12 protein-coding genes are annotated in these 14,235 nt (G+C 42.7%); all 12 read right to left on the reverse strand.

Annotated features, from left to right (window positions below; translation table 11 throughout):
- Position 1: 1 nt before the first annotated feature.
- The gene (gene mltG / locus SSIN_RS00905; RefSeq protein WP_244880066.1) at positions 2–1,678 is read right to left on the reverse strand and encodes an endolytic transglycosylase MltG; all 1,677 of its coding nucleotides are present in this window, start codon (positions 1,676–1,678) and stop codon (positions 2–4) included.
- Between the two features lie 76 nt (positions 1,679–1,754).
- On the reverse strand, positions 1,755–2,261 hold the full coding sequence (locus SSIN_RS00910; protein ID WP_037614666.1) for a GNAT family N-acetyltransferase: 507 nt from the start codon (positions 2,259–2,261) through the stop codon (positions 1,755–1,757).
- Positions 2,258–2,773 carry a GNAT family N-acetyltransferase gene (locus tag SSIN_RS00915; RefSeq protein ID WP_037614670.1) on the reverse strand — a complete coding sequence of 172 codons (516 nt, stop codon included), beginning with the start codon at positions 2,771–2,773 and terminating at the stop codon, positions 2,258–2,260. Before SSIN_RS00915 ends, SSIN_RS00910 begins: the two co-directional genes overlap by 4 nt.
- Before the next feature lie 9 nt (positions 2,774–2,782).
- Positions 2,783–4,117: a UDP-N-acetylmuramate--L-alanine ligase gene (murC, locus tag SSIN_RS00920; RefSeq protein ID WP_037614672.1), complete on the reverse strand. Its 1,335-nt coding sequence runs from the start codon at positions 4,115–4,117 to the stop codon at positions 2,783–2,785.
- A gap of 8 nt (positions 4,118–4,125) precedes the next feature.
- Positions 4,126–4,791, reverse strand: a complete 666-nt coding sequence (zapJ, locus tag SSIN_RS00925; RefSeq protein ID WP_037614674.1) for a divisome accessory protein ZapJ — start codon at positions 4,789–4,791, stop codon at positions 4,126–4,128.
- 43 nt (positions 4,792–4,834) lie between these two features.
- A complete protein-coding gene (locus tag SSIN_RS00930; RefSeq protein WP_037614676.1) occupies positions 4,835–7,948 on the reverse strand; it encodes a pilus expression-regulating Snf2 family helicase in 3,114 nt (1,037 codons plus the stop codon).
- A 443-nt stretch (positions 7,949–8,391) separates the two neighbouring features.
- Positions 8,392–9,702 (reverse strand): ribosome biogenesis GTPase Der, encoded by a 1,311-nt coding sequence (gene der, locus SSIN_RS00940; RefSeq protein WP_037614680.1) that lies wholly within the window; start codon positions 9,700–9,702, stop codon positions 8,392–8,394.
- A 17-nt stretch (positions 9,703–9,719) separates the two neighbouring features.
- Positions 9,720–10,436, reverse strand: a complete 717-nt coding sequence (locus tag SSIN_RS00945; protein WP_037614683.1) for a nitroreductase family protein — start codon at positions 10,434–10,436, stop codon at positions 9,720–9,722.
- Positions 10,433–11,332 carry a primosomal protein DnaI gene (gene dnaI, locus SSIN_RS00950; protein WP_037614686.1) on the reverse strand — a complete coding sequence of 300 codons (900 nt, stop codon included), beginning with the start codon at positions 11,330–11,332 and terminating at the stop codon, positions 10,433–10,435. The genes SSIN_RS00945 and dnaI overlap by 4 nt, the downstream gene beginning before the upstream one ends.
- Positions 11,333–12,481 carry a replication initiation and membrane attachment family protein gene (locus SSIN_RS00955; protein WP_037614689.1) on the reverse strand — a complete coding sequence of 383 codons (1,149 nt, stop codon included), beginning with the start codon at positions 12,479–12,481 and terminating at the stop codon, positions 11,333–11,335. It lies immediately after the preceding gene.
- Positions 12,482–12,955, reverse strand: a complete 474-nt coding sequence (nrdR, locus tag SSIN_RS00960) for a transcriptional regulator NrdR (RefSeq protein WP_037614692.1) — start codon at positions 12,953–12,955, stop codon at positions 12,482–12,484.
- Positions 12,956–13,182: 227 nt separating this feature from the next.
- Positions 13,183–14,037 (reverse strand): bifunctional methylenetetrahydrofolate dehydrogenase/methenyltetrahydrofolate cyclohydrolase, encoded by an 855-nt coding sequence (locus SSIN_RS00965; protein ID WP_037614694.1) that lies wholly within the window; start codon positions 14,035–14,037, stop codon positions 13,183–13,185.
- Positions 14,038–14,235: the final 198 nt, after the last annotated feature.

Genomic DNA, 14,235 nt, shown 5'->3' on the forward strand with positions numbered 1-14,235 from the left:
TTTATTGGGTTAGCTTGCTATTGACATGTTCTTCTACATTCTTAGCATGTTCTTCGTATGTGTTTGCAAAGTAGACAACACCTGTTTCCACATTGGCTACAAAGTAAAGATAGTCTGTCTTACTTGGGTTAATTGTAGCTTCTAAGGCGGAGAGGCTTGGGCTATCTACTGGTCCAGGCATCAGACCTTGATTCTTATAAACATTGTATGGAGAATCAATATTAGTATCAATCTCAGCATCTTCTTTGAGAGTCGTCTTTTTTCCAAGCTTTCCTTGAGCATAAAGGAGCGCAATATTACTTTGAAGCGGCATTGCTTGGTTCAAACGATTATAAAAGACACTGGCAATATCTTTACGATCCTGGTCAGTTGAACCCTCTTTTTCAACCAGGGAAGCAAGAGTTAATACTTCATTGACAGTCAGGTTTTTAGACTCAATTATTGAGTAATACTGCGACAAATTCGTATTCATAGCAGCCAACATTTGGTCAATCAGTTCCTCAACTGTGGTTTCCTTCCCATATTCATAAGTAGCTGGGAAGAGATAGCCTTCCAGTCGGTACTTGACCCCACTGTCCTTTCCAGGAAGAGTTGCTAAGAGTTGCGGATATTTGGCAAGCATTTTCGCAATAAAGTCCTCATCTTGAACTTTATTTAAGAAATCTTCCTTGTTAAATGGTGTCTTAGCATTCTTTTTTGAAGTTGCAGCTGCATTGGCAGTGACTGTCTCCGCAATTTGCTCAAGCGTATAGCCTTCCGGAATGGTAATTTTCCCAAGAACTGGTGGCTGTGGCGTTTCCGTACCACCTTCTTGTAGCTGCTTAGCAATAGAGTCTAGGTCCATGCTCTTTTGTAGATTATAATAACCAGATTGGTAATTGCCGTAACTTCTGATTTTTGAATAAAGATTAAAAACTTGAGCGTTCTTGATCAGGCCATTCTTTTCAAGAATTTCACCGATTTCTTTAGAGCTTGATCCAGCTGGAATTTCGACTGTAACGTACTCCGTAGAATTTGCATCAATCGGTTTCAGAGCAGAAGAGAAATAGTTGTAGCCAACAAAACCTGTAACTCCAACACCTATCAGAACGATAAGTAGAACCGTTAGAACAATATTCCGTGCCACCTTGTTCTGACGCTTCTTTTTCTTTGTATTTCTTGCCCGATCGGCACGAGATAGATTTTCGCTTATCTTTTGAGCTGGCTCTTCTTCTACTTGAGGCTCAGGAGCTGCTTCTCCTGAAACTTTATAAGACACTGGCACCTTTGAAGAAGTCATTGATTCACCATCACGTGTTTCAGGCTCGGCAACTTTAACTTCCTGAGCATCCGCAGCTTGTGCTTCTGTGTTCAAATTAGCTATCAGGCTCTCCAGTATCATTGTTTGGCCATCTTCAGATTTTTCCTCTTCCGAAGTTTCTGTGTTTACCAGACTATCAGTTACAGGTGTTTCTTCAGAAATCTCCGCTAAAGCCTTATGAGAAGCCTCAACAGACGAAAGAAGGGATTCAATGTTTTCGGTGAGCACTGCTTCTTTATTGTCAGCTGCTGGTTCTAAGTCCGAAGACTGTCCTTCTCCACCAGCTCCTGCCAATTCTTTTAGAATCTGTTCCTTAAAGCTCAGATTTTTCTCTTTATCTTGTGAATTTTCAGTCAAAAACTTGACCTCCTTGTTCATAATCCTTAATATTATATCTTAAAACCTTGATAAATGCAATATTATTCGGATTTCAGAACCTATTTATTGTTACAGTTTAATGACAGTTTAACTGAGGATTTTCCCAGACCATATCATACCAAACTTCACCAGCATAAGTTGACTTTGACTGTCCTTCATTGACGAAGTCGTGTCTTTCATAATAAGCTGTCAGATAATCATGGCAGGTCAGATTGATGCCGTGGCGCTCATCTGCAATAGCAATTTCCTTCATAGCTTCCAGTAAGGCTCTTCCTACACCCAAGCCTTGTGCTTCTTTCGAAATAGACAGACTGGTAAGAGAGATAAAGCCGCCGTCGATAGAATGGCAGTCCTCAATCTCCAGTGTGAAAGAAACATCGTGCAAGTGTCGTTCTGGTCGAATAGGTCCCTCTAAATAGCCCAGAATCTTGCCCTTTTTTTCCGCAACCAAAAAAGTTGTGGAAATCGTTTCAATGTGCTTTGCCAATATCTCACGACTAATAGCTTCTTTTGGACTGAAATTTTCCAGTTCAATTCTGTGAATTGCATCCAAGTCTGCTAGACTTGCTTGGCGGATAATCATTGTATCTCCTTAAAGTCGGGATTGTCCCAAACCATATCAAACCAAGGGGCTCCGCTGTGGAAAGATTGGGAAATGCCCTCATCGACAAAACCATTCATCTCATAATAAGAGATAAACTCATCATGACAGATTAGGCTGATACCCTGGCGGTTTTGCTGAACAGCCGTCTCCTTGAGGGCTGCCAAGAGCAAAGTTCCCATACCCTGACGCTGAAAATCTGGATGGACAGACAGGCTTTGAATGACAATAAAGCCACCGGTTGGAGGATTGGCTGTCACCTTGGTAAAGAGGACATCAGTTAGATGACGCGAGACAAGGACAGGACCAACGACATAACCCACTATTTGCCCATTGAGCTCTGCAATCAGAAAGGTATCTGCAATCAGTTGAATCCGCTCTTTCAGCGCTCCCGGACTAGCTGCCTCTTCTTTGGGAAAATTCAAATTCTCAATATGAACGACTTCCTCCCAGTCGCTCAACTGGGCTTGCCTAATCTTGATGTATGCTTCCACAGTTACAACCTATTGGACATTGTTAGCCAGATTAGACAGGAGACGCTCAAAGGAATATTCATAAGTCTGGATGTCTCCAGCTCCCATAAAGACATAAACTGCGTTGCTGTGGTCAAGAAGCGGAGAAACATTATCCACATCAATGACCTTGGCCCGCTTGACAATTTTTTCAGCTAGATCCTCGACTTTAACATCCCCATTGTCCACTTCACGCGCAGATCCGTAAATCTGAGCTAGATAGACCGCGTCAGCCTGATTGAGGGCTTCTGCAAATTCGTCCAAGAGAGCAATGGTCCGAGTGAAGGTGTGCGGCTGAAAGATTGCCACGATTTCCTTGCTTGGATACTTCTGACGAGCTGCATCAAGAGTTGCGATAATTTCCGTTGGATGGTGAGCAAAGTCATCAATGATAACTGTTTCGTTGACAATTTTCTCTGTAAAGCGGCGCTTAACTCCGCCAAAGGACTTCAAGTGCTCGCGAACCAAATTCAAGTCAAAGCCAGCAATATAAAGGAGCCCAATCACAGCTGTTGCATTCATGATATTGTGACGACCAAAGCTCGGAATTTGGAATTCGCCCAGTTCCTGCCCGCGGAAGGAAACTTTAAAGCCTGAGCCGCTAGTCGAACGCAACAAATCATGCGCGACAAAGTCATTACCTCCTTCCTTGAAGCCATAATAGTAAATCGGTGCATTGGATGTTATCCGACGCAGCTGCTCATCTTCTCCATAGATAAAGAGCCCCTTAGTGATTTGCTTGGCATAATCATTGAACGCATTAAAGACATCTTCCAAGCCAGTAAAATAATCTGGATGGTCAAAGTCAATATTGGTAATGATCGAATATTCCGGATGGTAAGGCATGAAATGACGCTCGTATTCGTCTGACTCAAAGACAAAATACTTAGCATTGGCAGAACCGCGGCCTGTACCATCTCCAATCAGATAGCTAGTATCCGTAATATTGGACAGAACATGGGCAAGAATCCCCGTTGTAGAAGTTTTTCCATGAGCACCAGCTACACCCATGCTGACAAAGTCACGCATAAAGCTACCTAGAAATTCATGGTAGCGTTTGTAGCCGATACCGTTAGCATCTGCGTAAGCAATTTCTACGTTGTTATCTGGACGAAAGGCATTACCAGCAATGATTTCATAGTCTGGCTGGACATTCTTTTCATCAAAAGGCAGGATGGAAATGCCTGCCTGCTCCAGACCGCGCTGGGTGAAATAATATTTATCAACGTCACTGCCCTGAACCTTATGGCCCATTTGGTGCAGCATCAAAGCCAAAGCGCTCATACCAGAGCCTTTAATCCCGATAAAATGATAGGTTTTCGTCATGATAGCTTTTACTCCTTATCTAATTTGGTCAAGTTCAATTCTTGAGCCATTCTATGTTTCTTTTGCTCTTCCTGAGGATTGCTTTGCTTATAGACTTGACTGTTCTTCAAAAAATCATAGGTATTTTTCTTAGGTTTTTCCTTGAATTTTTGAGTCTTAGGTCTGTAATCAGGCTTAATCTCTGCTAAAATATAGGATTCTTGTTTGAGTTTATTTCCAAATTTAGCAAACTCTCCCGCAGCATTTTTCTGGAAAGGTGCAGTCGGCTTTGGCTGCTCCGTGGTCGAATGAGCAACAGCCGAAACTTTCCTATTCCGAATCTTATTGGGAATTTCACTGGTCAAATAAGGAGCCGAGCGTTTCTTTTTCAAATCAGCTCTAGCTTCTTCACGCGCCTGCTCAGCATAGCGAATAGCTGGATCATTTTTATCAATTGGTCTTTTAAAATCTTGAAAATTAGCTTGTTTTTTAACTGGTATTTTGACAGTTGGGTTGGCAGCAGCTGGTGCATGCTTGCTAGAATCAACAATCGGCACCCACTCTAAATAGTTACGGTCTGTATAGTCCCCAATAATATTGCTGATGAGGTCCAATTCATCATACAAATTCATGTGTGGCATCTCTGTCAGCATGATTTCATCATCAGCAACTAGAGGAAATTGTTTATCAGTCATTTTGATTTTCCTTTCAACTCTTCATTATTATAAACTATTCAAACTATTTTTCAAGCGATTCTGGTGAAATTCCGAGAATTTCTCGAATTTCCTCCAGCGAAAGACTAGAGCGTGCTTCTGCCCCATCCAGAATAGTTGAAACCAGATTTCGTTTGCTTTCCTGTAATTCCTGGATTTTTTCTTCAATGGTTCCCCTCGTAATCAGCCGATAAACTTCGACATTGCGTTCTTGACCAATACGATGGGCCCGGCCGATGGCCTGAGCTTCTACCGCTGGATTCCACCAGAGGTCCACCAAAATAACGGTATCTGCACCAGTCAGGTTGAGACCGACACCGCCGGCTTTGAGGGAAATCAGAAAGGCTGACCTTTCTCCTTGGTTAAAGGCCGTTGTCATCTCCTGACGATCTTTTGCAGGGGTTGAGCCCGTGATTTTGAAGGATTCCATCCCCATCTGATCCAGCTCAGCCTCGATGATATCCAACATACCACGGAATTGTGAAAATATCAGAACACGATGATTGCCGTCTTGGATCTGCTCCAGCAGCTCACGCAAACTCTCCAGCTTACCACTTTCCCCATCGTAATCCTCCATAAATAAATTAGGTGTGTCACAGATTTGACGGAGCCGCATAAGCCCGGACAAGATTTCAATTTTACTGCGATTGATTTCCTCCTCCGTTGCATGAAGGATTCGCTCCTGCATTTGCTTGAGCAGGGCTAGATAAATCGTTTTCTGGCTGTCTGCTAGTTCGTTACGGTAAGAAACCTCAATCAAATCAGGAAGCTCCTGCAAGACTTCTTCTTTCTTGCGCCTCATAACAAAGGGTTTGATATAGCGCGCAACCGTTTCTGCCGACATCTTCAAAAAAGCTTTCTTGGCCGGTAACAAGCCCGGAAGGACAATCTGGAAAATAGACCAGAGCTCACCAAGATGATTTTCAATCGGCGTGCCAGACAAGGCATAAGTACGCTCCACCTCAAATGCTCTCAAATATTGAGCAATCTTGCTCTGGTCATTTTTCATGACCTGTGCTTCGTCCAATATCAAATAGTCAAAATGAAGCCCCTGATACTCTTCAACATCTTGTCTGAAAGAAGCATAGCTCGTAATCGTAATCTGATGATTTTCTGCAATCGCAGCATCTCGAACATTTTTCAGCCCATACACAACGGCTACATCCAAGTTCGGAGCAAATTTGGCAAACTCATCACTCCAGTTGTAAATCAGGCTAGATGGCGCCAAGATTAAGACTTTCTTAGACTTGGTCAAATGAGCACTCAAAAAAGAAATGGTTTGAAGGGTCTTCCCCAAGCCCATGTCATCGGCTAAAATACCGCCGAATCCATATTTATTCAGCATGGATAGCCATTTCACACCCATCTCTTGATAATCTCGAAGCTCAGCCTGAACTTTCAGCTTAGGCAGAGGAAAATCCTCAGGGTGGGTCAAATCATAAGATAGCTGGCGAAAATCCTGCGACAAGTCAACTCTTTCCTGATCTTTGAACAATTCAGAGAGTTGGTAGGCGGCCAGACTATGCGTTTGGATGACCCCATTTTTAGAATGTTTGCTTCTCAATTGTTGCAAGGTCTGGCTGATTCGCTTACTATTCTCATCAAAAATCAAGACCTGACCCGTCTTGCTGATAAAGTAATCCTTTTGGCTCATCAGCGAATCTAGAACATCATCCACTTCAGACTGATCAATACCAGTAAAATCAAAGCCAATATCCAAGAGACCACCGTTCATACCGACGGAAACTCTCGGAGGTTCTGTGTAGGACAAGGCTTGCAACTTATCTGACAGGTGGACATTGCCCAGTGCTCTAAAACGCGGAATCAAAACGGAGAAGAAACGGTAAATTTCTTCTGGTCGCAAAGGCGGACGCTGGCTGATAAACTCATCTGCAAAACCCGCCTCCAGCATTTCTTTAAAAATCTGCTGTTCTCGCTCAAAATTGCTAGCGAAAGGCAGGTTTCTTAGTTCCTCACGACTGGTTACGGTCTGACTGCCATAATCAAAAACAAGAGCCAGTAATACTTGCTTGTCCGCCCCCAAATTAAATTCGAAATCCACGGTAAAGTCATGAATGAGCAGGCGCTCAGGCGCTGTCACACGGCCAATCTTTTTAAACTCGACCAAACTCACTGCCAGTTTGGACTGCTCAGACACATCAAACTGCAGGCGCTTTACTCGTTCCTGCTCAATCGGCAGTTCCTGTAAAGCCTTGATTAATTTCGTCTGCTGAGCCGTCAGTTGATAGAATGTCTGATTATGAAAGATAAATTGACCCCCATAGAGAATCTTATAATTCTTTTCTGATATCAGTAGCTCAAAATAGTTTTCACGCTCTTGCACCTCAAACTGATAAATCTCCGCCTCTTCATGCAAGTCCTGAAAAAATACCTCCGAATAATCATAGAAGCTATATTCCAAACGAAATGACGTGAGATTCATCAAGCGAGTCACACCTTCTTCAAAAAGACTGGCTGGAAAATAGAGGTGCCGCCCTGCATTGGGAAAGACTAGCGAAGAATCCTGCCCCTTATAATCCGCTGCCAAGCCCCGTAAGAATTCTAGCAAATCTTGACTGGCCTCATCAAAATTCTCTATGCGGATGGGCTCATAATAACTCTTTCCAATCTGATAATGGCCGCCCTTGTCCAAGGTTCTCAAAAAGGACAAAATATCACGTACCACATAAGAACGCTCATCTGGCAGTCGACTGATCCGCAGACTCCATAAGAATTGTCCTGTGTAAGTATCTTCCTGACCGGTCGCCGATAGCTCATAGCAGATTTGCTGCCCGGATTTATCTGGCAAAATCTTATCCAAAAAAAGACTGCCAAAAGAGACTAACTTCTGGGTTTCCTGACTGGATGACTCCTTTTCTTCCATCTTTTCTAGCAGGTCTTTGCCAGCCGCATCATTTTTCAGAAAATATTCTAAGGCAGCCAGATGGACACAATACTTCTTCTTTTGAAAAAAATCACAGGAGCAGAAAACTGCATCATCATCTAGACTATAGCGTAGATTGTATTGATCCACGCGCGTGTACAAAAAGGAATCCTTGACTTCAAGAATTTCAACCTTTTTGCTATCACAGAGAGCAATTCCTTCTGTTCGAATTTTACCAGGAATTAATTTAGCCATAATTACCACCTAACGTTTATCCTTTTATTGTACCATATTTTGAACACAATAAGAAAAAGCAAGCATCAACTTGCTTTCTTTATGTAGAGAATGCCTATGTCTGATCACTCATTTACTTTTTGGATATGTGATACTCCACCTCAGACTTTGGTAGAAGCGGATACCAAGCTTGATAAGATTGCGCATATCCTCTTAAAGACTGGTACTACTCGTTCTTTTTTCACACAGTTCAATCTGGCTTTTCCGATAAGGAGAGGAAGCATCCAAGTAGGTTTTATATATGTCCTAAAAGGCTTCTCTTTTAAAAAATCCCTCAGCTTCAAAATGGTTTATTTCATCGCTAGCAGCAACTAATTTAGATATAACTTATTCATATCTTGATTTAGTAGCTGGTGAAACTAGATCCCACCTAAAAAAACTCATACTCGATTCGCTTAAAGCTCCTACTTCCGCTTCCTTGCAATCAAGTGAATCGGTGTTCCTTCAAAGACAAAGGCCTTGCGGATTTGATTTTCCAAGAAACGCAGGTAAGAGAAGTGCATGAGCTCTTCTTCGTTGACAAAGATGACAAAGGTCGGCGGCTTGGTCGCAACCTGAGTCGCATAAAAAATCTTGAGGCGCTTGCCCTTGTCGGTCGGCGTTGGATTGATGGCAATAGCATCCATGATAACATCATTGAGCACCGCTGACGGAATACGGGTATTCTGGCTCTGACTAATCTGTTTGATCATGTCTGGCAGCTTATGCAGGCGCTGCTTGGTCAGAGCAGAGACAAAGATAATCGGCGCATAGGACAAGTATTGGAACTGGTCGCGGATATCTTCTTCCCAGTCTTTCATAGTATGGTTGTCTTTTTCCAGCGTATCCCACTTGTTGACTACAATAATTAGACCTTTCCCAGCTTCGTGAGCAAAACCAGCGATTCGCTTGTCGTACTCACGGATTCCTTCCTCGGCATTGAGCACCATCAGAACAACATCTGAGCGGTCAATCGCCCGCATAGCACGCATAACAGAGTATTTCTCTGTATTTTCATAGACCTTGCCTGACTTACGCATACCCGCCGTATCAATCATGGTAAATTCCTGACCTTCACTGTCTGTAAAGACCGTATCAATAGCATCGCGCGTAGTACCAGCCACTGGACTGGCAATGACCCGGTCTTCACCCAAGATGGCATTGATCAAGCTAGACTTACCGACATTGGGACGGCCAATCAAGCTAAACTTAATCATATCAGGATTTTCAACCACTTCCTCGTGAGGAAGATTTTCAACGATCGCATCCAGAATATCCCCTGTACCAATCCCATGGACAGAAGAGACTGGGAAAGGGTCGCCCAAGCCCAAAGCATAGAAATCATAGATTTCATTGCGCATCTCGGGATTATCCACCTTATTGACCGCTAAAATGACCGGCTTATGGGTTTTATACAGCATACGAGCCACATACTCATCCGCATCCGTGATGCCTTCCTTGCCAGATACAACAAAAACGATAACATCTGCTTCGTCCATAGCAATCTCAGCTTGGTGCTTGATTTGCTCCATAAAAGGTGCATCAACATCGTCAATTCCACCCGTATCAATGATACTAAACTTACGATTAAGCCAATCTGCCGTCGCATAAATCCGGTCTCGGGTGACTCCTTCGACATCTTCAACGATGGAAATTCGCTCACCAGCAATCCGGTTGAAGAGTGTTGACTTGCCGACATTGGGACGGCCTACAATGGCAATAGTTGGTAAAGCCATTACTTACCTCTCTTATTCTAGTTTAATAATTTCTTCTCTTTCAAGATATCTTGACTGGCCAAATTAGGCTTTTGACCAAATTGAGCCGCTAGACGCTGACTCCAGGTATCCTGAGCTCTCTCGCCAGCATAATCAGCCTGAACACGGTCATAGACCTCAATGACAGATTCTTCCTGCTCTTGGTAACTTTCTTCAAAAACAACAGCTTCATAAGGCAGACGCGGTTTAACTGCATGGTTCTGATTGGGTTTCCCCAAAGCCATGCCAAAGACTGGATAGGTGTAATCTGGCAGCTTTAACAGCTCTGCTATTTCTTTAGAAACATAGCGGGCCAAACCGATAATGACACCACCATAGCCCATGCTCTCAGCAGCCAAAAGGGTATTTTGACCCGCCAAGGCTGCGTCAACAGAAGTTATGAGAAGGTTTTCTATGCCCTCTGAGTAAAAATCTTCTGTATGTAACCGAACGCCTTTTTCTGCTCGATTAAGGTCACCGACAAAAAGCAGAAAGGCTGAAGCCTGGAGGATAGCTTTCTGGGGCACTAGCTCAAAAAGAGCCTCTTTTTTCTCCTGACTGCGTATCACAATGATGGAATAAGATTGAAAATTCTTCCAACTAGAAGCCGCCCGTCCAGCATTGATAATTGTTTTCAACTCTTCATCTGAAATCTGCTCCTCCGTAAAACGACGAACAGAGGTGTGGGATAACATTAAATCAATTGTTTCATTCATCTACGATTTTCTCCTTCTAGGCGAACCTCCTGAGCCAGATAGCGAATTCTTTCCATGACCCGCTTGGCCTGCCAAGTCTCATCACCATTTCTTGATGTAGCAAAATGTCGCTCTAAATCCACAAAACTAAAATTAGAAGTAAAGAAAGTCGGCAGATTTTCCTGCATACGATGCTGGAGAATAACTTGCAGAATCTCATCCCGCATCCAAGGGCTGGACTGTTCAGCTCCAATATCATCCAAAATCAAAACCTGAGCCACTTTGACATCGTCAATTTTTTCTTTGACTTGACCAGAATTAATGGCGTTTTTGACGTCCAAAACAAAGCTAGGATAGTGTAGCAGAGTAGTAGATACGCCCCGTTTTTCTGACAAATCATGAGCCAGAGCCGCCATCATATAGCTTTTACCAACACCAAAATCTCCATAAAGATAGATAGCCTTTTGGTAGTTTGGATAATCCGCTACAAAATTAGTCAAGAGTTCAAAAGCTTGATAGCGGCCTATATCATCCAAGTCAACCTGAGCCAAACTGGCTTCCTTAAGACTGGCCGGCAGATTAATCAAATTTAGACGACCACGAATAGCTTCCTGACGTTCCTGCTCAATCAACTCAGGAGTTTCCTCATAAGACACATCTGCATAGCCTTCATTTTTAATCAAAATGGGTTTATAACCCTTGGCAATATAGGCTTCATCCTTGAGCAAAAAACGATTGCGCTCAGTAATATACTGGTTAAATTTGGAGATACTGCGTTGGATTTCAGCCTGCGATAACTGCTCTTGCTGAATAAAGGCAGCTATGTCCGGATCTGCCAGAATTTGCTTGACCAGTTCTTGGTAATCAAACTGCCTAACCTTATTCATGTGAGGCATCGCCTGTCCGACTTTTTCCATTTACTCACCGCCTCCTTCCAATTTGGCTAATAGTCTGCGTTTCTGCTCTTCCAGCTCTGCTTGTTTTTCTAAGCTGGTTTCATTTTTATAATCAGGATTGCTCCATTCAGGTATATTGCTGGACTTGCGCTTCGGTTCAGCCTGGTTACCAACAGTTTGCTGGTGTCTCTCGCGAATTTTTAGAACAGCTTCCTCAGCAGAAGTCACCTTTTGATAAGCAAAATCATTGGCCACTTTTAAGGCGTATTTTTCGTTAAGATTGGCCGAATCAACCTTGTTAAAGGTTAGAAGTAGGACGAGGTTAATCACTTCATCCAAAAGGCCTAGTTCTGCCATATCTTGTAAGAGTTTTCGCTCAGTCCGAGTAATCGCCGCCTGACGGGTTTTCTTAATTTCGGCTAAAAAAATCAGCGACGTTTGACGTTTGGCTTCTCTAATGATGGACTGTTCCTGCTGACTAAATTTACCGTCAACTGGCTTTTGATTCAGTTTCTGTCGCATACGTTTGGTCGAGATAACCTGAGAAATAGCAGTTTCTCTAGCCAAAAGATAAGTTTCATACCAGGTCCACTTCTTTTGCTCGGCAATGGCAAAAAGTTCTAAGAGATCTTCCTTTTCATCTGCAAAACGTAAATTTTCCTGAGCCATTCGCTGTTTGAAATTTCCTAAATCAAAATCTTTCATTTTTCGAGAGAAATCAAGACGCTCAGCTTCCAAACCAAAGACCTGCACAAATGGTTTTTCAAGCTTCTGTCCCTCAGCCCTGCTAGGTTTCAAGGCATCTGTTGCTGCTTCACCAATTTTTTTCTCCAAGAGTTTCGTATAGACGTTATGCTGAAAAAAATCATCCGCTGCTAGAGGGGCAAAAAGGCGAATGTAATAATGCTCTTCCTTCTGATAAAGAGCTAGGAGCTCCATAGCCGCTAGACGCTCTAAAGCATTTTCTAAAACATCCATGCCAAAATCCAGATGATTGAGAATATGCCCAAAGAGATAATCCTTTTGCCCATTATCCCAAAAGGCAAGCAGATAAGAATACAGAGCCGCAGCATCTCTGCCAACAATCGGCAAATATAGCCTAGTAAAGTTTCCCACGTCCTGATGAATCCGATTATTTCGTAAGAAAGAAAAATGACTGTTTGGTCTCATTTATTTTTCCTTTTTCTTTTTGGATCCCTTAGTAATCTGCTTCAATAGACTTTCCAGCTCGCCGACATCCTTGAAACTACGATAAACACTGGCAAAACGTACATATGTGATTTCGTCTAATTCTGCCAATTCATCCATGACGAGAGAACCAATATACTCGCTATGAATTTCATTATCACTTTGACTTCGGACCTTTTGTTCAATTCGATTTACAATTGCTTCAATTTCATCGCTGGAAACAGGGCGTTTTTGAGCAGATCGAATAATGCCATTAAAAATTTTATCTCGCGAAAACTGTTCACGTGTCCCATCTTTTTTGACAACTACCAAGGTTCTCTCTTCGACACGCTCATAGGTCGTAAAGCGGTGCTGACATTCTTCGCACTCGCGACGACGACGAATAGTATTTCCATCTTCTGCCTGTCGGCTATCAACTACACTTGATTTACTTCCACCACATTTGGGACACCGCATGACACATCCTCCTAGAATCCTAATACTTCATTATACCATGTTTTGAAAAATAACAAAAGGCAGTTGATTGCTCTATCAAGTTCTAATTCATACTCAAAACCCGCTAATGCTACATAATCGCCCCTCATTACTAACCCCAAATACTTCTCTGTACCGAAATCCATTGTTGCTCAATTTTTCCCATCCAAAAAGCAGCCTGTATCTCTTACAAACTGCTTCAACAGCTACTAGTTCTCTAAACTTCTGACAAAGGCTTGATAAGTCTGCTCCATCAGCATAGTAATAGTCATCGGACCAACACCTCCAGGTACAGGGGTAATCAGACTGGCTATTTCAGCTACTTCATCAAACTTAACATCGCCAATCAGCTTGCCATTCTCATCTCGGTTCATACCGACGTCGATGACAACAGCTCCCTCCTTGACAAAGTCCTTAGTTACAAAATGTCCTCGTCCAATAGCCACAACTAAAATGTCCGCCTGCTTAGCAGTCTTAGCTAGATTGTGGGTCCTCGAATGTGTCAGTGTTACCGTCGCATTCTTAGCTAAAAGCAACTGAGCCATGGGCTTACCGACAATATTACTCCGCCCGATGACGACCACTCGCTTGCCTTCCAGTTCAACGCCATATTCATGAAACATCTCCATAATACCTGCAGGAGTAGCCGGAATCATAACAGGATGGCCGCTCCATAGTTTGCCCATATTAAGGGGATGGAAGCCATCAACATCCTTGTCTGGATCAATAGCTAGCAGCACAGCTTCATCATCAATATGATCAGGTAAAGGCAGTTGAACTAAAATCCCATGCCAGTCAGGATTTTGATTATAAGTTTCAATCAAGCTCAACAACTCTTCTTGACTGGTCTCTTCCGGTAGACGATCTACCTTACTCCGAAAGCCAGCAGCTAAAGCCGAGCGCTCCTTATTACGCACGTAGATTTGACTGGCTGGATTTTCCCCAACCAAAATAACTACCAAGCCAGGAACCTGCCCTGTTTCTTCTTTGAGTTTCGCTGTTTTTTCTGCTAATTTAGCTTGAAGTTTTTCCGCTAAAGCTTTCCCATCAATAATTCTAGTCATTACCTTCTCATTTCTTTTTCAGTATCCTATCCATTATACCAAAAATCTCCCAGCCGCACTTATACATTTTTCTTATAGAAACTTATAAAAATAAGCAGCTATCTTTTAGGATAAAATAAAAAAGCAGGTCTCTGCTTTTGTACTGACCCCAAAAAGTTGGACAAAAAATATTAGTGAAAGGATTTGGTTCTGTACTGA

Origin of the sequence: Streptococcus sinensis, assembly GCF_000767835.1 — a bacterium.
GTDB lineage: Bacteria > Bacillota > Bacilli > Lactobacillales > Streptococcaceae > Streptococcus > Streptococcus sinensis.

Bases quoted from the DNA above. Each gene is read 5' to 3' on its own strand.
- nrdR (WP_037614692.1), bottom strand. From the start codon at position 12,955: ATGCGGTGTCCCAAATGTGGTGGAAGTAAATCAAGTGTAGTTGATAGC.
- mltG (WP_244880066.1), bottom strand. From the start codon at position 1,678: ATGAACAAGGAGGTCAAGTTTTTGACTGAAAATTCACAAGATAAAGAG.
- zapJ (WP_037614674.1), bottom strand. From the start codon at position 4,791: ATGACTGATAAACAATTTCCTCTAGTTGCTGATGATGAAATCATGCTG.
- dnaI (WP_037614686.1), bottom strand. From the start codon at position 11,332: ATGGAAAAAGTCGGACAGGCGATGCCTCACATGAATAAGGTTAGGCAG.
- SSIN_RS00965 (WP_037614694.1), bottom strand. From the start codon at position 14,037: ATGACTAGAATTATTGATGGGAAAGCTTTAGCGGAAAAACTTCAAGCT.
- SSIN_RS00910 (WP_037614666.1), bottom strand. From the start codon at position 2,261: ATGATTATCCGCCAAGCAAGTCTAGCAGACTTGGATGCAATTCACAGA.
- der (WP_037614680.1), bottom strand. From the start codon at position 9,702: ATGGCTTTACCAACTATTGCCATTGTAGGCCGTCCCAATGTCGGCAAG.
- SSIN_RS00945 (WP_037614683.1), bottom strand. From the start codon at position 10,436: ATGAATGAAACAATTGATTTAATGTTATCCCACACCTCTGTTCGTCGT.
- SSIN_RS00930 (WP_037614676.1), bottom strand. From the start codon at position 7,948: ATGGCTAAATTAATTCCTGGTAAAATTCGAACAGAAGGAATTGCTCTC.
- SSIN_RS00955 (WP_037614689.1), bottom strand. From the start codon at position 12,481: ATGAGACCAAACAGTCATTTTTCTTTCTTACGAAATAATCGGATTCAT.
- murC (WP_037614672.1), bottom strand. From the start codon at position 4,117: ATGACGAAAACCTATCATTTTATCGGGATTAAAGGCTCTGGTATGAGC.